Origin of the sequence: Rhodococcus xishaensis, assembly GCF_004011825.1 — a bacterium.
GTDB classification, from domain to species: domain Bacteria; phylum Actinomycetota; class Actinomycetes; order Mycobacteriales; family Mycobacteriaceae; genus Prescottella; species Prescottella xishaensis.
In genome coordinates this window covers 750,268-772,023 of record NZ_RKLO01000001.1, presented here as the reverse complement: position 1 = coordinate 772,023, position 21,756 = coordinate 750,268, and the positions used below count along the sequence as shown (strand labels likewise).

Here is a 21,756-nt window from a genome sequence, read left to right as displayed (position 1 = left end):
AGTTGTCGCTCAGGCCCTCGCGATCGTGGCGCGTACGCCCTCGCCGAGGTCGACGACGGCTTCTCCGCTCACATCGCCGATCTCGAGGGTGGTCGCCAGGATCTCGCCGGCGATCAGATCCCGGTGCCGCGTCGCCCACCCGATCCGTTCGGTCGGCACCTGCAGCCTGACCGAGATCCGGTCGGACACCTCGAGTCCTGCGTTGCGGCGCGCGTCCTGAAGCTCACGGATCCGGTCCTTCGCCCAGCCCTCGGCCTCGAGCTCATCGGTGACCCGCGAGTCGAGCACGACCAGACCTGCGCCGTCCGGCAGGGCCGCCGTCGACTCGGGTTCGGCCGCGACCAGTCGCTGCGTGTACTCCTCGGGGAGCAGCTCGATGCCCTCGGCGGGAGCGGAGCCAGCGGAGCGACCCGGCTGCACCGTGCCGGAGCCTGCGGAGCGACCCGGCTGCACCGTGTCGGAGCCAGCGGAGCGACCCGGCCATACCGTGACGACGCCGTGCTTCTCCGTCCAGTCGCCCGCCTTGACCGCCTTGATCACCGTCTGCACGTCCTTGCCCAAGCGTGGACCTGCGACACGCGCATTGACGACCAGTTCGAGTCTGCCGTGGACGTCGACGTTCTCGGTGAGATCGACCTTCTTGACGTTGACCTCGTCGGCAATCAACCCGACGTACGGCCGCATCTTCTCCGCGTCGGGTGCCGCGACGGTGACCTCCGGCAGCGGCAGCCGCACCCTCAAGTTCTGTGCCTTGCGCAGGCTCAGCACGGTCGAGCAGACCGTGCGGACGTCGTCCATCGCGGCGACCAGCTCCGTATCCGCCGGCAGCTCGCTCTCGGTCGGCCAGTCGGCTAGGTGCACCGAACGGCCGCCGGTGAGTCCACGCCAGATGACCTCCGTCGCCATCGGCAGCAACGGAGCTGCCAGGCGAGTGGCCACCTCGAGAACCGTGTGCAGCGTGTCGATCGCGTCGCGGTCCTCGTCCCAGAACCGGTTTCGTGAACGGCGCACGTACCAGTTGGTGAGCGCATCGCAGAAGGTGCGTAGCTCGTCGCACGCACCCGCGATGTCGGTGACTTCGAGCGCATCGGTGATCGCGTTCCGCGTGGCGGCGAGCTTCGCCAGGATGTACCGGTCCAGCACGTTGGGCGAATCGGTCCGCCACTGCCCCGGCTTCGACGCGTACAGCTGCAGGAAACTCCACGCGTTCCACAGCGGCAGCAGTGCCTGGCGCACTCCTTCCCGGATGCCCTGCTCGGTGACGATCAGGTTGCCGCCACGCAGGATCGGTGACGACATCAGGAACCACCGCATAGCGTCCGAGCCGTCGCGGTCGAACACCTCCTTGACGTCCGGGTAGTTGCCCTTGGACTTGCTCATCTTCAGGCCGTCGTCGCCCAGTACGATGCCGTGCGCCGCAACACATTTGAACGCCGGACGATCGAACAGTGCCGTCGCCAGGACGTGCAGCGTGTAGAACCAACCACGAGTCTGCCCGTTGTACTCGACGATGAAGTCGCCCGGGTAGTGCGAGTTGAACCAGTCCTTGTTCTCGAACGGGTAGTGCACCTGCGCGTAGGGCATCGACCCCGACTCGAACCAGCAGTCCAGCACCTCCGGAACCCGGCGCATCATCGACTTCCCGGTGGGGTCGTCCGGGTTCGGGCGGACCAACTCGTCGATCATCGGCCGGTGCAGGTCCGTCGGACGTACCCCGAAGTCACGCTCGAGTTCGTCGAGCGAGCCGTAGACGTCGACGCGTGGGTACGCCGGATCGTCCGACACCCACGCCGGGATCGGACTGCCCCAGTAGCGATTACGGCTGATATTCCAGTCACGCGCACCCTCGAGCCACTTGCCGAACTGGCCGTCGCGGATGTGCTCCGGTACCCAGGTGATCTCCTGGTTCAGCTCGACCATGCGATCGCGGAACTTGGTCACCGCGACGAACCACGACGGCACGGCCATGTAGATCAGCGGCTGCCCGGACCGCCAGCTGTGCGGGTACGAGTGCTCGATCGTCTCGTGGCGCAGGAGCTTGCCGGCCGCCTTGAGGTCCTTGATGATCGCCGGGTTGGCATCGAAGACTTGAAGGCCCTGATAGTCCGGCACCATCGAGGTGAACTTGCCACCCGCATCCAGTGGCTGGACGATCTCGATGCCGTTGGCCGCCGCGCACTCCATGTCCTCCTCGCCGAAGGCCGGGGCCAGGTGAACAACGCCGGTGCCGGAGTCGGTGGTGACATAGTCCGCTGCCAGCACCCGGTGCGCGTTCTCATGGCCCTTACCCGGCCCGTGGAAGAAGTCGAACGGCGGCAGGTACGACAGTCCGACGAGGTCTCTGCCCTTGTATTCACCGAGCACCTCGGGAGACTCACCGAGCTCGCGTGCATAGTGTCCGACCCGTTCCGCCGCGAAGACGTACCGCTTGTCGTCGGCGCCGCGAACGAGCACGTAGTCGACGTCGGGGTGTACCGCGATCGCGAGGTTGGATGGCAGCGTCCACGGCGTCGTGGTCCAGATCAACGCATTGGCGCCGTCGAGTTCGCTCCCCGGCGCGTGCAGCACCATGTCGACCGTGACTGCCGGGTCCTGCCGCATCTTGTAAGCATCGTCGAGGCGGGTTTCCTGGTTCGACAGCGGCGTCTGCTCGTACCAGCTGTACGGCAGCACCCGGAAGCCCTGGTAGATCAGACCCTTGTCGTAGAGCTCCTTGAACGCCCACATGACGGACTCCATGAAGTCCAGATCCAGGGTCTTGTAGTCGTTGTCGAAGTCCACCCAGCGCGCCTGCCGCGTCACGTAGTTGCGCCATTCGTCGGTATACCGCAGCACCGACGATTCGCAGTACGCGTTGAACGAGGCAAGGCCCATCGCGTCGATCTGTGACTTGTCCACGATGCCGAGCTGCTTCTCCGCCTCGAGTTCCGCGGGCAGCCCGTGACAGTCCCAGCCGAACCGGCGATCGACCCTCTTCCCGCGCATGGTCTGGAACCGCGGGACCACGTCCTTGACGTACCCGGTGAGAAGGTGGCCGTAGTGCGGCAGGCCATTCGCGAACGGCGGACCATCGTAGAAGACGAACTCCTCGGCGCCCTCGCGGTTCGCGACACTGGCGCGGAAGGTGTCATCCGCCTCCCACGCCGTGAGCACCTTCTGCTCGAGGTCCGGGAAGGAGACGGCACCGGTTGCCCGGCCGCCGACGAGATCAACGCGCGGGTACGCGTCGTTCGCCTGGGGAGAGGTGGATTCGTTACTGGTCAACGCGTGGCTCCTCGTGCCCATCTACCGGCACGGGGACGATGGCGACGCCCTGTGCGCCGCTACCGCGGTACCACCCCGCTTGCCCGTCACGCATGCGCAACGGGCCACTCGATCGAGGCTGTGACGGGCCCCACCCGTTCGGTTCTAGTAGGTCCGATACGCCTCCCGTGAAGTGCGCGCATCGAACCGTTCTTCCGAAGGCTCCCCGGTGATTGCCGGATCGTCGCCATATGTGCGTTTCAGTCTAGCCCTGAGTCGAACTCCAGCCGGTATCAGCCAGGTCGTCCGCGACATCCCGGTCAGGTGTCCCGGTGCCTCGATCCGGCCGAGTTGTTCGAATCACCGGAGTTGTCGACGGGCGTGCCTTTCCTATCCGCCAACGCACTGACCAGCAGGACGACGGCACCCACGATGCAGACCGCGATGCATCCCCACGCCCAGATGACGGAACCCGTCGTCAGCGCGATCACCAGCATCGCGAATCCAACTGCTGCGAGAAGCAGCGTCGTGACCAGCACTACTCACCCTCTGTTCGAGAGCCGCCGGCGTCGGCTCGGTCAGTTGTTTCCCTTGGCGAAAGACTGCCTGAGACCGGACTGTGAACCGGACTGCCCGAAGGCGTCCTGGCCACCGTCGACCGGCACCGCCGAGCCGCGCTGCTCCAACTCCTCGAGTTGCGACTCCAGGTATGACTTCAGGCGCACGCGGTACTCGCGCTCGAAGGTCTTCAACTGCTCGATCCGACCCTCGAGAACCGACCGCTGCTGGTTGATCGTCGCCATGATCTCGGTGTGCTTCTTCTCGGCGTCCGCTTGCAGTGCGTCAGCCTTCTCCTTGGCCTGGCGCAGCTGGGTTTCCGAGCGGGCCTGAGCGTCGGACAGGAGCGACTCGGACTTTTGCTTGGCCTCGCCGACCATCGCCTCCGACTTGGTGCGACCCTCGGTTACCAGACGCTCCGAGTTCACACGAGCATCACTGAGCAATTGCTCGGCCTCGATCTTGGCCTCGCCAGTGAGCCGGTCCGCCATCTCCTGTGCAAGACCGAGGACCTTGGCCGCCTGCATGTTGGCGTCATCGGTCGGGTGGGGCAACCCGCCCTTCGGGGGCTCGACGACCCGGACCGGTTCCGGCTCCGGCTTGGGAACGGCCGCCGGGGCCGGAGCTGCACCGGGCGGACGCGGCGCCTTCTTCGCCTCGGCCAGTTCCTGGTCGAGCTCCCCTACGCGTTGACGCAGATCGGTATTGTCCTCGATGAGTCGCGCTAGCTCCTGCTCGACCAGATCGAGGAAGGCGTCGACCTCGTCCTCGTTGTAGCCACGCTTCCCGATCGGGGGCTTGCTGAACGCGACGTTGTGCACATCGGCTGGAGTTAACGGCATGGAAGGATCCCTTCACGCGTCAATTGGCGGTCTAGCACGCATTGTGTTCTAGCGCGTCGCGCGTACTTCTTAACCATTTCGTTACCCTGTCACACACTAACTGCCAGCCCATTCTGTCACACCAAACCGGGAGGTGACGCCAGCCCGGATACGACCTGCATGAGGATGAACAGCAGAAACAACAGCACCATGATCGAAAGATCCAGCCGAACCCCGCCGAGGGATATCGGCGGAATGAGTCGACGAAGGAGCTTCACTGGCGGGTCAGTGACCGTGAAGATCACCTCGAGCACGACCACGACGAAACCCGATGGTCGCCAGTCTCTGGCGAAGACCCGGATGAACTCGACGATGATCCGTCCGATGAGCAACAACCAGAATACGAACAAGATCACGTAGATCACCGAGAACACGGCCACACCTTCACTCTGCCTCACAACAACCGGTCGATCAAAACCATCGGCCAAGCCGAGGCGCGCGTCACACCCACGGGGTCGCGTGGCGCGCTCCTCGACCGCAGCGGTTACTTCTGGTTGTAGTAGCCGGTCTCCGCGATCCGTCGACGCTCCTCGGCGGAGACGTCGACGCCGGCGGGCGAAAGCAGGAACACCTTCGTCGCAACCTTGTCGAAGGATCCCCGAAGGGCGAACGCGAGGCCTGCCGCGAAGTCCACCAGCCGCTTGGCATCGGCGTTGCTCAGCTCCACGAGATTGATGATCACCGGATTACCATCACGGAACTGCTCGCCGATGGTACGGGCCTCGCCGTAGTCACGAGGCCAAAGCGTCGTGATCTTCGACAGCGGGCCGCCTTCGTCGACGAGCGAACGCCGGCCCTGGACTCGGTCCATCCGCGGGTCGACGGCCAGCGCGCCGCGGGTGGTTCCCCGTGGGCCGCCAGCGTTGGGCACCGGACGAGTCGGGCGTGTCGGCATCGGCTCCACATGCGGCGGCTGACGTGACGCGGAGCCGTAGCGATCGAAATCGTCAACCTCGTCGCGACGAGTGGAGGAGTATCCCGGCTCGGCGTAGTCACGGCGCGGCGGCTCGGGCTCATCGATGTAGTCGTCCTCGAAGTCCTCGAGGGGAACCATGCCGAAGTATGCCTTGAACTTGTGCAGAGTGCTCATTGATCGACCTTCCTGGGCGCGGCGATCGGTTACTTTGCGAAGGCTGCGGCCGACCGTATAGATCAGCATAGAGCTAAATAGGATGAGCGGTCTCAGAGCCACCGCTCGTGGCGGACTGACGATCTTTGGGTGTGGCAGCTGTTCACGATGTGACTGGTGATTATTCCGAGATTATCGGACGTCGGCCGAGGATCGCGGTTCCGACACGCACACAGGTCGACCCATGGCGGATCGCCGCCTCCAGATCGCCAGTCATCCCTGCGGACAACACCGTTGCGTCCGGGTGGTCGCGCAGCACACCGGCTTGGACAACCGCGAGCCGGCCGAAGGCCTCGTCCGGATCGGAATCGAGCGGCGGCACCGACATCAGTCCACGGAGAACCAGATTCGGCGACGCTGCCACGTGCGCCGCGAGGGCATCCACTCCCGCGACCGCGACACCACCCCGCGCCGGATCGGTGTCCAGGCTCACCTGAAGCAGCACTTCGAGCGGACCGGAACGGGTCCCGGCGTCACGTGCGGCACCGACGGAGGCATCGAGCGCGTCGGCCAATCGGACACTGTCCAGCGAGTGGACCATGTCGGCCCACCGCACCACGGACTTGACCTTGTTCCGCTGAAGTCTGCCGATCATGTGCCACAGCACGGCATCGACGACACCGGAATCGGCCCGGAACTCCGCGATCTTGGTACTCGCCTCCGGTTCACGCGACTCGCCGAACCCGCGGCAGCCGAGATCGTAGAGGATCCGCACGTCCGAAGCCGGGAAGAACTTCGTCACCGGCAGCAACGTGACTTCAGCAGGATCGCGCCCCGCGTCCCGGCACGCCGCCTCGAGCCTGGCACGGACCGCAGTGAGTGCCGATGCTATTTCGTCGCGCCTAGCTGTGTCGTCGCGCCTACCCATCCCGACCGTCAACTCTTCTCCGTCATCCTTGTCCCGACGAATCCATCCAGATCACCGAGGCGAATCTGCCGGTTGGAGCCCCCCTGCGGTGGCTGAACAACGTCGAGTCCTCGATCGTGCACCGCGGATCCTCTGCGACACTCGATACGCCCATTGCCAGCAGTTGCCGCCGCAGCCCCGCACGCAGATCCAGACCCGGAGTGCCGTTCACGGTGCGGGTCGCGCTGCCGGGGAGGAACTTCTCGACGTCGGCCTGCATTGCGGCCGGAACCTCGTACCTGCGCCCGCTGGCGGCCGGGCCCAGAAAAGCCCCGATCTGCTCCGGACGGGCGCCCAGATTGATCATCACGCCGACGACCTCTGGAACGATGCCGATCCGGGCTCCGATGCGACCGGCGTGCACTGCTGCGATCACACCCGCCTCATCATCCGAGAGCAGGATCGGTACACAGTCCGCGGTCAGCGTCACCAAAGCAAGGTCGGGTTCCTTGGTCACCAGTGCGTCGGTTACCGGCACCGGACCGTCAGAGGGCGAGCGGGGACCGTTGACCACGGTCACGTTTCGGCCGTGGATTTGCTCCATCCACACCAGACGCTCGAGCGGCAACCCAATACCCTCGGCAAGCCGCCGACGATTGACCTCGACGGCGGCCCGGTCGTCACCGACGTGGTCACCTAGGTTGAACGAGTCGTACGGTGCCTCTGACACACCTCCGGCCCGGGTCGTGACGACCCGCCGGACCCTTACCCCACTTGCCAATGCCCTCTTCAACGTTTCATGAAAATGGGAACGTCGACATCGTCATCATCGCCTTCGTCATCGCCGGCTGCCACAGCGCGGGAAGCAGCGTTCCCGCCGATCGGCGGCAGGCTCGAACCCGCGGTTGGCGCCCCGACTTCACGCGAAGCCACCGGTACAGGGGCGGCACCGGACGGCGTGGACCCGGAGCGCTCCGGTCGACCGACCTCGCCGGCTCGTCCGGCTCCGATGTTCCCGCGTCCGAGCGCGGACTGAACATCGATCGGGCGCCTGGTCGGGGCACCACCTTCGAAGCCGGCGGCGATCACGGTCACACGGACCTCGTCGCCGAGAGAGTCGTCGATGACGGTTCCGAAGATGATGTTGGCGTCGACGTGTGCGGCCTCCTGAACGAGCGAGGCCGCCTCGTTGATCTCGAACAGACCCAGGTCCGAGCCGCCGGCGATCGACAGCAAGACGCCGCGCGCACCGTCCATCGACGCCTCGAGCAGCGGCGAGTTGATTGCCGTCCCGGCGGCCTTGATAGCCCGGCCCTCACCCTGCGCCGACCCGATGCCCATCAGCGCGCTGCCGGCTCCGGACATGACGCTCTTGACGTCGGCGAAATCGACGTTGATCAGGCCTGGAGTGGTGATCAGATCGGTGATGCCCTGAACGCCATTGAGGAGCACCTCGTCGGCGCTGTGGAACGCTTCCATCAGCTTCATATTCTCGTCGCTGAGCTGGAGCAGCCGGTCATTCGGGATCACGATCAGAGTGTCGCAGGATTCACGCAGCGCGGCGATGCCCGATTCAGCCTGCGAGGCGCGACGCTTGCCCTCGAATGTGAACGGGCGCGTGACAACGCCAATGGTGAGAGCACCAAGTTTGCGGGCGATGCTCGCGACCACGGGCGCGCCGCCAGTGCCTGTGCCACCGCCCTCACCCGCAGTGACGAAGACCATGTCGGCGCCTTTGAGGACCTCTTCGATCTCGTTCTTGTCGTCCTCGGCGGCCCTGCGGCCCACCTCCGGGTCAGCACCGGCGCCGAGTCCGTGGGTCAACTCACGCCCGACGTCGAGCTTGACATGGGCCTCGGACAGCAGAAGTGCCTGCGCATCCGTGTTGACCGCAATGAACTCGACTCCCTTGAGTCCCTGCTCGATCATGCGGTTGACCGCATTGACGCCGCCTCCGCCGACACCGACGACCTTGATGACGGCGAGGTAGTTGTGCGGGGGCGTCATAGGCTCTCGCCTTCCGTGAGTGGATTTCTCGCTAGTACTAGTGAGGGAAAACCCTCAACCTCAACCATAGGGTTAAGGTTATGTCAAGTGGCCTGCTGCTGCGAAACGCTATGCAGTGTCACAGCGATCCGCCAGCAGGCGCGCCGACACCCGCCAAAGTTTTTGCGGGACCTTCGAACCCGACGACTTCTTGGCGCCACACGCCCGATTTGCCCATCACTTCACGGTGGGCAGTTCGGGACTCGACACGTCGAAGACCTGACCGGGCTGTGTCAACAGCACGGAGACCACCGCCGACTTCCTCTCGGAATCTTCGGCGCTGCCCCACACCAAGACGCGGCCGTCGTCCAGCGTAACCGAAATGTTCGAAATCGTTGGCGCCGCAACCTCGGACACCTGGAAGCGAACCTCCTCCGGCAGCTGCTCGAGCACCGCCAACGCGACCTGCGTCACGTGATCGTCGTGACCCGGAGTCGGCGTAACCAGCCGAGCGAGCCCGGGCGGTGGTGGCTCGATCGCGTAGTCGACACCGCCCGCGTCCATCAGGTGCTGCCCCTGTGGAGAGTCGAAGAACACCACGGGAACCCGTTCCATGACGGTAACCCTCACCGTCGACGGGTACTCACGCTGCACCCGAACCTCGGCGACCCGTGGAATACCGGCGACCCGACGCGCCGCGGCGCCGGTGTCGACCCGAAGCAGCGGCGTCCCCTCCGCAACGTCGAGGACACGCAACACTTCCTCCTCGGTCACCCGTCCATCGCCGACATACGCGATCTGCCGCACCGACATCAACGGGCTGAACCACAACACCCCGACCAACGCCGCGATCACGGTCACACACACTGCGGTGACAAGGAATACCTTGCGCCGCAAGGAACGGGCACGTTCACGGTCAGCCGACCCGCGTCCCACACGGTTCTCGGCCGACCCTGAGTGCTCCCGGTCACTCCCCGCTCGCGAACTCCGGCCCCGCCGCATGTCCCGGCGCCTACCGCGAGGCCGGCCCCGGCCGTCGACCGTCACTGCGACTCCGGACCCAGTCCTACTGCACCCGAACGGCGGCCCCGATTCGGTCGCGCACGCAATGCATCGAGGATCGGCCCACCGAGCATCGTCACATCGCCCGCACCCATCGTGATAACGATGTCACCGGGCTCGGCTATCTCCGCAACCTGACGAGGCACCTGGGACCGATCTGGCTGGTAGTGAACGGGTTTCGTGACTCCTTGCGCCACGAGCGCACCACTGACCCCTGGTATCGGCTCCTCACGAGCACCGTAAACGTCGAGGAGGACCACCTCGTCGGCAACGTCCAGCGCCTCACCGAAATCCTGCGCGAACGTCGCTGTTCTCGAGTAGAGGTGCGGCTGGAACACCACGATCACCCGGCCGCGCCTCGGGTTACCGACAAGTTCCCGCGCCGCGCCGAGCACCGTTCGAACCTCGGTGGGATGGTGAGCGTAGTCATCGAACAGTCGAACCTCGCGCTCGCGCCCGGTCAGCTGGAACCGGCGGTGGACGCCGCCGAACCCGGCCAGACCCTCGAGCAGCTCATCGATCTGCGCGCCGGAATCCAAACCTGCGAGCAGCGCTGCAAGCGCGTTGAGGGCCATGTGCTTTCCGGGCACACCCAAACGCAGAGCACGCACGTCAGGCTCCCCGGAGAGCCGAATGTTCGCCACACCGCCGATGTCGGACACCTCCCACGACACCAACTCCACACCGACCGGAATGCCCTCCGCCGCACCGACGGCTTCTGTGGTGCCGTAGCCGACCACCCGCACATCCGTAAGACCGGACTCGACGGTGCGGCGCGCGAGTGCCGCCGAACCCGGGTCGTCGAGACACGCCACCAAGAGGCCCCCGGGCGCGATGCGCGCGACGAAGTCGTCGAAGACCTGGACGTATGCCTCACTACTACCGAAGAAATCGAGATGGTCGGCCTCGATGTTGGTGACCACCACGAGATCCGGGTCGTACTGCAGCAGTGAGCCGTCGCTCTCATCGGCCTCGGCCACGAAGACCTCACCTGAACCGTGGTGCGCGTTGGTTCCAGCCTCGTTGAGCTCACCGCCGACGGCGAAGGAAGGGTCGAATCCGCAATGCTGCAACGCAACGACGAGCATCGAGGTGGTCGAGGTCTTGCCGTGAGTACCCGACACGAGCAACGTCCGGTGTCCACGCATCAGCGAAGCCAGGACGGCGGGGCGCATGATCACGGGAACCCCGCGCCGCCGCGCCTCGACGAGCTCTGGGTTGTCCCTCGGGATCGCCGCAAAGCTTGTCACGACCGACGTCGGGCCGCCGGGCAGCAGATCCAGAGCGCTCGCGTCGTGCCCGATCCGGACGTCCGCACCCCGGGCACGCAACGCAAGCACCCCACGACTCTCCTTGGCATCGGAGCCGGACACCAGCCCACCACGCGCGAGGAGTATCCGCGCAATGCCGGACATTCCCGCACCCCCGATGCCGACCATGTGTACCCGCTCGAGACCCGCGGGCAGCTGCTCGCTCATCGCCTTCCCCTTGCTACCTCGACAACGATCTGCGCCACCAAGGCTGCTGCATCGCGGTGCCCCGCCCCAGCGGCGCTTCGGCTCATCTCTTCGATACGCGCCGGATCACGGAGTAACGGGACCACGGTGTCGGCCACGTACTTCGGCGTCAGGTCGCCGTCCGCAACCATCATCCCGCCGCCCGCGGCCACGACCGGTCGCGCATTGAGTTCCTGCTCACCGTTTCCGTGTGGCAACGGCACGTAGATGGCGGGCAATCCGACGGCCGACACCTCGGCAACCGTCATCGCGCCCGACCGGCAAATCACCACATCCGCCGCCGAATAGGCCAGATCCATCCGCGACAGGTAAGGCACCGCGACGTACGGTGCGGCCGGACGGGATTCGACATCAACCGCATTCTTGGGGCCGTACGCATGCAACACCGAGATCCCCGCGTCCGCCAACTCCGCCGCCGCGCCCGCAACCGCCTCGTTGAGCGAACGAGCACCTTGCGAGCCTCCGAAGACCAACAGGACCGGCCCCTCCGCAGGCAAGCCGAAGTGCTCACGGGCCTTCGCCCGCAGCGACTCTCGATCGAGTCCGGTGATCGACGAACGTACGGGGACGCCGACGATTTCCGCGTCCTCACGCCCCCGCGCCGCAACACCCGAACCCGCGACGGCAGCCAGCACCCGGCGGGCGCGGCGCGCGCCGATCTTGTTGGCGATTCCGGCGCTCGCATTCGCCTCGTGCACAAGGACGGGAATCCGCCGCCGCCGACCGAACAGACCCGAGCCCGCCGCCAGGTACGCCGGCAGCGCCACGTAGCCACCGAATCCGACGATCACGTCCGCGTTCTTTCGGTCCAGGATCGCACGGGTCGCGGCGATCGAACGCCTGATCCGCCCGGGCAACCGGAGCAGGTCCATCGTCGGCTTCCTTGGCAGCGGAACGGGAGGGATCAATTCGAGCTCATATCCCCGCTTCGGCACCAGCGCCGTCTCGAGACCACGCTCGGTGCCCAGTGCCGTCACCACCGCGGACGGATCGAGGACGCGGATCGCGTCCGCGACGGCCATCGCCGGCTCAATGTGACCGGCGGTTCCGCCACCGGCCACCACCACGGACAGGACCGCGTCATTCTCGCGGTTGTCGCCGTTCACTTACGCATTCCTCGCTCTCCTGGACGGGGACCACGTGATCGTGTTTCCCGCCGACGTTCAGAAGCAGGGTCGTGTCCCCGCCGTCCTCGATTGTCGCCTCCCCGCCTGCCGGTGCCTGCTTTCGGTGACCGTTTGCGGGGCTCGTCGTGCACAGCTCGAGGGTCCCGCCGCGGAGTCCGCTCGCGGCGACCGGGCGGCACCCTGGTCGACTGCGCCTTCCGGACCACCGCAGCACCCCTCCGACGCGGCGGGATGTACGGAGCCGGCTTCGGCAGGCGAAGCAGACGTGAGAGGCGCCCGTCCTGGCCGCCGTGCAACGCCGCGACCGCTTCCGGTTCGTGCCGAGCCGCGCTCGCGACGAGCCCGAACATCAGAAGTGTCGTCGCCGCCGACGTACCACCCGCAGACACCAGCGGCAACTGAAGACCTGTCACCGGCAGCACACCGACCACATAACCGATATTGATGAAGGCCTGTCCGGTGATCCAAGCGGTCGCAGTCGCCGTGAGCAACTGCAGGAAAGGATCCACCGAGCGTCGCGCGATCCGCAGGCCGGTGTATACGAACAGACCGAACAGGCCGATCACCGCGCCCGCACCAATGAACCCGAGTTCCTCGCCGATGATCGCGAAGATGAAGTCGTTGTGGGCATTGGGCAGATAGCTCCACTTCGCACGACTCTGCCCGAGTCCCTCACCGAACAAACTGCCGTCCGCAAGGGCGTACTTTGCCTGTCGGGCCTGGTAGCCGCTTCCTTGCGGATCCGCTTCGGGATCGAAGAACGCCCGGACGCGCGCGGATCGGTAGCCGGCAGTCATGGCTAGGGTGACCGCCGCGACCGCGCCCGCACCGAGGATGGCGAAGAAGATCTTGAGCGGCAGTCCCGCGAACCACAGCAGCGCAAGCAAGATGATCGCGAGGGAGAAGGCGGTGCCATAGTCCGGCTGGAGCACAATGAGCGCCAAGACGATCATCGCCGCCGGAACCAGCGGAGTCAGCATCTCCTTCAGCGACGGATTGTCCCGCCGCCGTGTTGCCAGCAGATGTGCACCCCAGACCGAGAACGCGATCTTCGCGAGTTCCGATGGCTGCAGCGAGAACGGGCCGATCACGAACCATCCGCGCGTACCCTGCGACCTCGTGCCGATGCCCGGGATGAGCACCAATACGAGCATCACGACGGTGACCGCGAAGGCCGGTAGCGACCACTCCCGAACCACCCGGATCGGGATCATCAACGCGACGTAGAAGATCACGAGCCCGCCGGCCAAGAAGATCAGTTGCGAGACGAAGGTCCCGTAGGCGGACCCGTCCTGTGCCACCGATGCGACACTCGATGACGACAGAACCATCACCAGTCCGAGCACCGTCAGCAACATCGCGATGGTGACGACCAGGTGAAAGGACGTCAGCGGGCGCGCCAGCCACGCGCCGATCCGGGTCCGGGGCCCACGGTCGGCCCGGCCGGTGCGGCGCTCGGTCTCGATTCTCATCAGCTTGGCCCGGACTCCCCGGCCAAATCTGTCGGCTCGGCCGTCGGCGCATCTGCCGGCTCGGCCGTAGACGGCCCGATCTCCTCGTCCGACAGTCCACCCGCGGCCGCGGCGAAGCTACGTCCCCGATGCCCGTACGAGTCGAACATGTCCAGCGACGCGGCCGCGGGCGCAAGCAGAACAGTATCGCCCGGAGCGGCCAAAGCCGCCCCGGAGCGCACGGCAGCCACCATCACCGAGTCGGCGTCGGCTTCGGGGAGATCGAGTAGCACTGTATCGGGGTTTCGTGCACCCATGGATGCATCGTCTCCCGATCGGATGTGCACCACCGGGACCTCCGGGGCGTGTCGCGCCAGCGCGTCCGCGATCTGGTCCGCGTCCTGCCCGATCAGGACCGCGCCGACCAACCGGCCGGCGACTTCCGCCACGAGATCGTCCACCCGCGCGCCCTTGAGTTGGCCGCCGGCGATCCACACGACTGAGTCACGCCCGATGATCGACGATCGCGCCGCATGCGGATTGGTCGCCTTCGAATCATCCACGAAGGCGACACCCTTCACCTCGCGCACCGTTTGTGCGCGGTGCGGCCCGACGCGGTGGGCTCGGAGTCCAGCGCTAACCGCGTCCGCTGACACACCGATCGCGCGGGACAGCGCGGCGGCGGCCAGGGCATCGCAGACGCCGGCTGGCCCCGGTGGGCTGATCTGGCCGGCTGGGAGCAGAGTCGCCGAGTCCGCGAACGCGCGATCGACCAGCACACCATCGACCACGCCCAGCTCGCCACGACCCGGCACGCCCAGCCTGAAGCCCACTGTGCGCCCGACCCGCGGCCGCTCCGCCAGCGCGGCCGCCGGGGCGTTGTCCAGACCCACGATCGCGATGTCGCCAGTCAGGGCCCGCGCCTTGGCGTCGATGTATCCCTGCATGCCCCCGTGCCAGTCCAGATGATCCTCAGCGATGTTGAGGACGACGCCGGCCGCGGGCCGCACCGAGGGCGCCCAGTACAGCTGGAAAGACGACAACTCGACAGCGAGCGCGTCCGCGCGAGGCTGCTGTTCCCGCAGCGCGTCGAGCACCGGCAGCCCTATGTTCCCGCAGGCCAACGACGGAATACCCGCGGCCTCGAGGATCGAGTCCAGCATCGAGGTGGTGGTGGTCTTGCCGTTGGTGCCGGTCACGACCAGCCAGCGGCGCGGCGGTCCGTACATCCGGGCCTGATCGACCCGCCACGAGAACTCGATGTCGCCCCAGATGGGAACGCTCATCCCGGCAGCCGCCGACATGATCGGTGCGTCGGGCCGGAACCCCGGGCTCGCGATTACCAGGGCGAAGTCGGCGACCCGCCCGGGGAAGGCCACAAGCTCGTCTATCCCGATCGTCGCCGCGCCCAGGTCCGCGCAGTGTGCCAGGGCGTCCGCGTTGGCGTCGGTAACCGTGACCCTCGCACCGAGGTCCCGCAAAGGCGCGACGACCGCCCGACCGGAAACACCCGCACCGGCCACCAGGACGTCGGCGTCGCGTAGCCGACTCAAACCCGACTCGTCGAGGTACTGCTCCTCGAAACGCATTGCGTCAATCCCCGATCGCGGCGAGATACTCGCTGTAGAAGAGGGCCAGACCGACCGCGGACGCGATCGCGGCCAACAACCAGAATCTGATGATCACCTGGGTCTCCGCCCACCCGCCGAGTTCGAAGTGGTGGTGGAATGGCGCCATCCGGAACACGCGTCGTCGACTTGACCGGAAAACGGCGACCTGGATGACCACCGATGCGGCCTCCGCCACGAACAGCGCGCCGATGACGACCATCAGCAGCTCGGTGCGAGTGGTGATGGACAGACCCGCGAGCATGCCGCCGAGTGCCAGTGACCCGGTGTCACCCATGAAGATCTTTGCCGGGGCCGCATTCCACCACAGGAAGCCGATGCATGCAGCGGCACCGGCCGCACACAACAAGGCCAGGTCCAGCGGGTCGCGGACGTCATAGCATCCCTTGGCCGGACCGAGGCTTCCCGGACCCGTACTGCACGCGTTGCGGTACTGCCAGAACGTGATTATCACGTACGCACCGAGGACGAGGCTCATCGACCCTGCCGCCAAGCCATCGAGTCCATCGGTGAGGTTCACCGCGTTCGACCAAGCGCTGACCAGCAGGTAGACGAAGAGGATGAATACGATCGAGCCCAGGCTCACCGTGGCGATGTCACGTACGTACGACAGATGCACGCTGCCGGGGGTCAACCCGTTCTCATCCCGGAACTGCAGCGCCAAGATTCCGAACGCGACCGCGGCCACCAACTGACCCACGAGCTTGGCGGTCTTGTTCAGGCCCAGATTGCGCTGCTTGCGAATCTTGATGAAGTCATCGAGAAAGCCGACAACGCCGAGCGCAGTGGTCAAACCGAGCACGAGTAGACCTGACGCTGACGGACCCTCCGCCTCATAGCCGATGCCGATCAGGTGTGAACCCCAGTAGCCTGCCCACAGGCCCACGAGGATCGCAACGCCACCCATAGTCGGAGTACCACGCTTGGCCTGGTGGCTTTCGGGACCCTCGACGCGGATTTCCTGTCCGAAGCCCTGTCGGGAGAAGATCTTGATCAGAACGGGCGTCAACAGGATGGACACCGCGAGAGCGATGCCCGCAGCGAAGAGAATCTGCCTCACTGAGACGCCCCCTTGCCCGTCGTCTCGTTGCCCGCGGTAACCGAACCTGTCGCCGGCGTGGCGAGCACAGCTTCCGCAACCTCCCACAGACCGATCGAACTCGACGCCTTCACCAGCACCAGGTCGCCGGCTTGAAGTTCCTGTTCGAGCAGTGCGATCGCGCTCGCGCGGTCGGGTACGTGGACCGCCTCCTCACCCCACGAACCTTCCATCACCGCTCCCTGGTACATAGCGCGGACGGGACGGCCCGGTCCGACGAGAATCAATTTGGACACGTCCAAGCGCACTGCGAACCGTCCGATGGCGTCGTGTTCGACCACTGATTCTGGTCCCAGTTCGGCCATTTCTCCGAGGACTGCCCAACTCCGGCGCGCCGGACCGCTGCCAGAACGCGCCATCGATACCAGCGCCTTGAGCGCGGCGCGCATCGAGTCGGGATTGGCGTTGTACGAGTCGTTGACGACAGTCACGCCGTCGGAGCGGTCCCGGACCTCCATGCGGCGCGCCGACACCGGCGTCGCCCCGCCCAGAGCAGCGGCGATCTGCTCGAGAGTTGCACCGCACTCGAGCGCGACAGCCGCAGCGGCGAGGGCGTTGCCGATGTGATGCTCACCGTGGACGGCGAGGGTGACCCGGACTCTGCCGACCTCGCACTCGAGCGTGAAACTCGCACGGGCTTGGTCGTCGAGGTGCACGTCGGTCGCACGGACATCGGCGTTGGCAGACAGCCCGACCAGCACGACCCGAGCCTTGGTGCGCTCGGCCATGGAGGCGACCAACGGATCATCTGCATTGAGCACCGCGACGCCCCCATCCAGCGCCGAAGGCAGCGACGCGGGGAGTTCGCCTTTGGTCTCGGCGATCGCCTCACGCGATCCGAACTCGCCGAGGTGGGCTGTGCCGACGTTGAGCACCACACCGATGCGCGGCGGTACGGTCTTCGCGAGATCTGCGATGTTCCCCCGCCTACGGGCGGACATCTCGAGCACCAGGAATCGGGTGTCGGCGTCAGCGCGCAGCGCAGTCCACGGGTGGCCGAGTTCGTTGTTGAACGAACCGGGTGGAGCGATGACCGAACCGAGCGGTGCCAGCACGGCCGCCAGCAGGTCCTTCGTGGAGGTCTTGCCTGACGAACCCGTGACACCGACGACCGTCATTCCCGTTCCCTCGACGATCGCGTCCGTGCTCACACGCGCGAGCTTCGCGAGGGCCCCGAGTACCGCGGCACCCGAGCCGTCGCTGTCGTGTTCGAGCGCCAGCGCCCCGCTTCCCGACGCGCCGAGCGGTTCGACGACGATCGCCGGGACGCCGACGGGCCGCGCCGCGAGGACGGCCACCGCGCCAGCCGCGACAGCGGCGGCAGCGTGGTCATGGCCATCGGTCCGGGCTCCGGGCAGCGCCAGAAACAACCCACCCGGAGTGACCTCGCGGGAATCGAACTCCACCGTTCCCGTGACGGTGGCCGACGGATCGTCGACATCGTGCAGCGTCCCGCCGACCGCTTGTGCGATCTTGGCGAGCGTCATCGGGATCATGCATCTCCTCCGTATGCAGGTCCGTCGCCGGAGGCGATCCGGTCGATCGCCTCTCTCAGAACCTCGCGGTCGTCGAATGGGTACTTCACCCCGTTGATCTCCTGGCCAGTCTCGTGTCCTTTGCCGGCGACCAGGACCACATCGCCCGGGCGCGCCCATAGGACCGCCACCCCTATAGCCTCGGCGCGGTCACCGATCTCGCGAACCTCACCACGCTCAGCGGATGGAACTGCCAGTGCTCCCGCGGCCAACGCGGCTCGAATAGCGGCCGGGTCCTCGGTGCGCGGGTTGTCGTCGGTGATTACGAGCAGGTCAGCGCCGCGGGCACCCATTTCCCCCATCAGCGTTCGCTTGCCGGTGTCGCGGTCTCCCCCGGCACCGACGACAACCGCGATCCGACCCGATGTCTGTCCACGTAGTGTGGCGATGACGGCCTCGAGCGCTGCCGGCTTGTGCGCGTAGTCCACAACAGCGAGGAAGTCCTGCCCCCGGTCGACACGCTGTACCCGGCCCGGAACATCCACCTCGGCGATCCCGGCCAGCGCGGTGTCGAGGTCGACGCCCGCAGCCACACACACCGCCGCCGCAAGTGCAGCGTTTGCGACGTTGTACTGGCCGGGCAGGCGCAGTGACACCTCGCGCGTGGCCCTGTCCGGTCCTTTGAGCGTGAAGACCTGACTGCCCAACGTCGTCGGCTGGCTCGGTCCGGCGGTCCAGTCGGGCTGGTATTCCCACTCCCCCTGGGCATCCACGCGGGTTCCGATCGTGACAACCGCGTCAGGCTGATCCGGGTTCGCGCGGCGTGCTATCTCCGCCATGCGCACGCCCCACTCGTCGTCGATGCAGACAACCGCACTATCTGCTCGGACGGTCGAGTCCGCCGCGAACAATCGACTCTTGGTCGCGAAGTAGTCGTCGAAGTCCTTGTGGAAGTCGAGGTGATCCTGCGAGAGGTTGGTGAATGCACCGATCGAGAAACGGACGCCGTCGACGCGGCCGAGGGCGAGCGCGTGGCTCGACACCTCCATGACTACGGTGTCGATGCCGCGTTCGTACATCGCCGCGAACAACGCGTGAAGTTGCGGAGCCTCCGGCGTGGTGAGGGCGCTTGGCACACAGCGACCCGCGACGCGCGTCTCGATGGTGCCCACCAATCCCATGCTGCGTCCTGCTGCGGCGAGACCGGCTTCGATCAGGTACGACGATGTCGTCTTGCCGGATGTCCCGGTGATACCGATCACCTGCATCCGCTCCGACGGGCTGCCATAGATCGTTGCCGAAGCCTCGCCGAGTACGCGGCGCGGATCGGGATGCACGAGGACCGGCAACGACATGGTCGAACCGGCGGCGACGAGACGCTCGCTGACCGAAGCCAGCCCCGTGTCGTCGGTGAACACTGCGACGGCGCCGGCCGCGAGAGCTGTCACGACGAATTGGGCGCCGTGTGTCTGCGCTCCCGGTAGGGCAGCGAACAGATCACCCGGCCGCACTGTCTGCGCGCGCAACTCGACCCCGGTAACGGTCATCCTCGCTGATCCGTGCGGGTGCTCCGGCCCCACCCACTCGAGACGAGCGCCGATCCTCACCGCGAGATCCGCGAGATCGGTCTCCGGCGGGTTGCTCGGGCGAAGACCGCTCTCCGGCGCCGCGCCTGGCGTGGAAGGCTGCGGAGTCGGAAGCACGGTCAACGGGTCCTCTCTGATCGGTCGGATGTCGGTGGGACGAACAAGTCGGTCGTGGTCGAGCGTGCGGGGACCACCACCGAATCGTGCGGCCAAGATCGACATGCCAGATTACCGGCGTCGGCGCCCGATTTACGAGTCGCCACCCCCTCGGGGAGGCACGCTTGCGGAGAACCTGGCGGGAAGGTGTTTCGCGGCACGCTTCTCAGTCGGGCTGTAGAACCAACCGCCGACCAGGGTCCGGTGAAAGCGGCACACTCTCGCGCTGGAGTAGCCACGACGCGATGTTGTGGAACAACGGCGCTGCCGACGTCCCCCCGCCGCCGTCGATGCCACGAACGGGCGCGTCCAGCATGATGCCAATGATGTAGCGCGGATCGTCCGCGGGTGCGATACCGGCGAATGTGATCCAGTACCTGGAGTTCGAGTAGCAACGACATGCTGGATCCACCTGTTGCGCAGTGCCCGTCTTGCCGCTGATCTGGAAGCCCTCGACAGCGGCTTGCGGACCGGTCCCCTGCTGATAGCCCATCGGGTCTCTCTGAGTAACTGCCCGGAACATGTCACGCACCGTGCGCGCGGTCTCCTCGCTGACGACCCGAACCGGTTCGGGCCGCTCCGTCTGCGTCCGGTTGCCGTCCGGGTCCACCGTCGCCTTGACGATCCGCGGCGGGACGCGCTCTCCGTCGTTCGCTATCGCCTGGTACATACCGGTCATCTGCAGCAGCGTCATCGACAGACCCTGGCCGATCGGCAGGTTCGCGAACGTTCCCGCGGTCCAGTCGTCGAGCTGTGGAACGCTGCCTGCGCTCTCGCCCGGGAGACCGACGCCGGTGGCCTGGCCGAGGCCGAAACGGTGCAGCATGTCCGCGAATCGTTCCTCGCCGACACGCTGGGCAAGCATCAGGGTGCCTACGTTCGACGACTTCCCGAAGACACCGGTGGAGGTGTAGGACACGAGCCCGTGCGCCCACGCGTCACTGACCGAGACCCCGGCCATACGGATCGAGCCGGGTACCTGCAGCACCTCTTCCGGAGTGGTCAGCCCGTATTCGATGGCGGCGGCCGCGGTGACGATCTTGTTGACGGATCCGGGTTCGAACGGCGAGCTGACCGGCAGATTGCCCAACTGCGCGGTTTCCGGGTTGTTCCCGACGCCGATCGCCGGGTTGAACGTGCCGTCGTTGGTCATCGCGAGTACTTCGGAGTTCTTCGCGTCGAGCACCACGACGGATGCGTTCTGCGCGCCCGACAGATCCTTCGCCTGCTGCACCTGCTGTTGCACGTAGTACTGCAAGTCGGAGTCGATCGTGAGCTCCACCGCCGAACCGTCGACCGCGGGTTGTTGATCGCGTCGGCTCCCGGGGATCACAGCGCCGTCGGAACCGCGGTCGTAGATCTCGGAACCGTCCACACCCGCGAGGGTCGAGTCCATCGACTCCTCGAGCCCGAGCAGCCCGTGTCCGTCCCAGCCGGTCGAGCCGAGGATGTTCGCTGCGAGGGAACCACCCGGGTACTCGCGGATGTCCTGCCGCTCGAGTCCGACCTCCGGGAACTCTTCGGCGATGTCGGCGGCCACCGCCGGGTCCACATTGCGGACCAAGTAGACGAACGTCTCGTCGCTTTGCAACTTCGTCAGGAGGTCCCTCTCGCTGGTGACATCACCGAGCCTGTCGTGGATGCCCTTCGCGATCGCCTTCAACCGAGTCTCGGGATCGGGGAGGGAATCGTCCTTGGCGCGCAGGTCGTCCATGTTCTTACGCACGACGACCGGCTGGAACGTGAGCGCCTTCGCGTCGAGCGTGTAGGCGAGCTTGTTGCCGTTGCGATCAAGGATCTCTCCCCGCACCGCGGGAAGGGTGAGCTTGGTGGCCCTTTGGTTGGCAGCCTCCGCCGACAGCCGCGGTGCATCGATACCCTGCACCCACAACAGCTGAAACGCCACGGCGCCGAGCGCGACGAACATCACCGCTCGCCCGTACCGGAGCCGGAACGCGAAGGAATCGGTCCGGCGCACCGACGACTTCCGCCCCCGCGCGGTTCGCGGGGG

At 66.3% G+C, this 21,756-nt stretch carries 17 protein-coding genes; all 17 read right to left on the bottom strand.

Annotation, left to right across the window (positions count from 1 at the left end; genetic code table 11):
- Positions 1–9: 9 nt before the first annotated feature.
- Positions 10–3,285: an isoleucine--tRNA ligase gene (gene ileS, locus EGT50_RS03655; RefSeq protein WP_206615713.1), complete on the bottom strand. Its 3,276-nt coding sequence runs from the start codon at positions 3,283–3,285 to the stop codon at positions 10–12.
- A 278-nt stretch (positions 3,286–3,563) separates the two neighbouring features.
- Positions 3,564–3,782, bottom strand: a complete 219-nt coding sequence (locus tag EGT50_RS03650; RefSeq protein ID WP_127951184.1) for a hypothetical protein — start codon at positions 3,780–3,782, stop codon at positions 3,564–3,566.
- 39 nt (positions 3,783–3,821) lie between these two features.
- Positions 3,822–4,643, bottom strand: coding sequence for a DivIVA-like cell division protein Wag31 (gene wag31 / locus EGT50_RS03645; protein WP_127951183.1), 822 nt, complete (start codon positions 4,641–4,643; stop codon positions 3,822–3,824).
- Positions 4,644–4,759: 116 nt separating this feature from the next.
- Positions 4,760–5,062 (bottom strand): YggT family protein, encoded by a 303-nt coding sequence (locus EGT50_RS03640; RefSeq protein WP_127951182.1) that lies wholly within the window; start codon positions 5,060–5,062, stop codon positions 4,760–4,762.
- Positions 5,063–5,166: 104 nt separating this feature from the next.
- On the bottom strand, positions 5,167–5,772 hold the full coding sequence (locus tag EGT50_RS03635; protein WP_127951181.1) for a cell division protein SepF: 606 nt from the start codon (positions 5,770–5,772) through the stop codon (positions 5,167–5,169).
- 160 nt (positions 5,773–5,932) lie between these two features.
- Positions 5,933–6,679: a YggS family pyridoxal phosphate-dependent enzyme gene (locus EGT50_RS03630; RefSeq protein ID WP_127951389.1), complete on the bottom strand. Its 747-nt coding sequence runs from the start codon at positions 6,677–6,679 to the stop codon at positions 5,933–5,935.
- A gap of 22 nt (positions 6,680–6,701) precedes the next feature.
- Positions 6,702–7,451, bottom strand: a complete 750-nt coding sequence (pgeF, locus tag EGT50_RS03625; protein WP_408014586.1) for a peptidoglycan editing factor PgeF — start codon at positions 7,449–7,451, stop codon at positions 6,702–6,704.
- Complete coding sequence (ftsZ, locus tag EGT50_RS03620) at positions 7,448–8,665, bottom strand: cell division protein FtsZ (RefSeq protein ID WP_127951179.1); 1,218 nt, start codon at positions 8,663–8,665, stop codon at positions 7,448–7,450. Before ftsZ ends, pgeF begins: the two co-directional genes overlap by 4 nt.
- A gap of 216 nt (positions 8,666–8,881) precedes the next feature.
- Positions 8,882–9,541, bottom strand: coding sequence for a cell division protein FtsQ/DivIB (locus tag EGT50_RS03615; RefSeq protein WP_235870533.1), 660 nt, complete (start codon positions 9,539–9,541; stop codon positions 8,882–8,884).
- A 146-nt stretch (positions 9,542–9,687) separates the two neighbouring features.
- Entirely contained in the window at positions 9,688–11,184 is a 1,497-nt protein-coding gene (gene murC / locus EGT50_RS03610; RefSeq protein WP_127951177.1) for a UDP-N-acetylmuramate--L-alanine ligase, read from the bottom strand.
- Entirely contained in the window at positions 11,181–12,329 is a 1,149-nt protein-coding gene (gene murG / locus EGT50_RS03605; RefSeq protein WP_408014585.1) for an undecaprenyldiphospho-muramoylpentapeptide beta-N-acetylglucosaminyltransferase, read from the bottom strand. Before murG ends, murC begins: the two co-directional genes overlap by 4 nt.
- On the bottom strand, positions 12,326–13,822 hold the full coding sequence (gene ftsW, locus EGT50_RS03600) for a putative lipid II flippase FtsW (RefSeq protein WP_127951176.1): 1,497 nt from the start codon (positions 13,820–13,822) through the stop codon (positions 12,326–12,328). The genes murG and ftsW overlap by 4 nt, the downstream gene beginning before the upstream one ends.
- Entirely contained in the window at positions 13,822–15,390 is a 1,569-nt protein-coding gene (gene murD, locus EGT50_RS03595; protein ID WP_127951175.1) for a UDP-N-acetylmuramoyl-L-alanine--D-glutamate ligase, read from the bottom strand. The genes ftsW and murD overlap by 1 nt, the downstream gene beginning before the upstream one ends.
- Before the next feature lie 4 nt (positions 15,391–15,394).
- A complete protein-coding gene (mraY, locus tag EGT50_RS03590) occupies positions 15,395–16,489 on the bottom strand; it encodes a phospho-N-acetylmuramoyl-pentapeptide-transferase (RefSeq protein ID WP_127951174.1) in 1,095 nt (364 codons plus the stop codon).
- Positions 16,486–18,024: a UDP-N-acetylmuramoyl-tripeptide--D-alanyl-D-alanine ligase gene (locus EGT50_RS03585; protein ID WP_127951173.1), complete on the bottom strand. Its 1,539-nt coding sequence runs from the start codon at positions 18,022–18,024 to the stop codon at positions 16,486–16,488. Before EGT50_RS03585 ends, mraY begins: the two co-directional genes overlap by 4 nt.
- Positions 18,021–19,706 (bottom strand): UDP-N-acetylmuramoyl-L-alanyl-D-glutamate--2,6-diaminopimelate ligase, encoded by a 1,686-nt coding sequence (locus EGT50_RS03580; protein ID WP_235870573.1) that lies wholly within the window; start codon positions 19,704–19,706, stop codon positions 18,021–18,023. Before EGT50_RS03580 ends, EGT50_RS03585 begins: the two co-directional genes overlap by 4 nt.
- Positions 19,707–19,911: 205 nt before the next feature.
- Positions 19,912–21,723: a peptidoglycan D,D-transpeptidase FtsI family protein gene (locus tag EGT50_RS03575; RefSeq protein ID WP_235870532.1), complete on the bottom strand. Its 1,812-nt coding sequence runs from the start codon at positions 21,721–21,723 to the stop codon at positions 19,912–19,914.
- Positions 21,724–21,756: the final 33 nt, after the last annotated feature.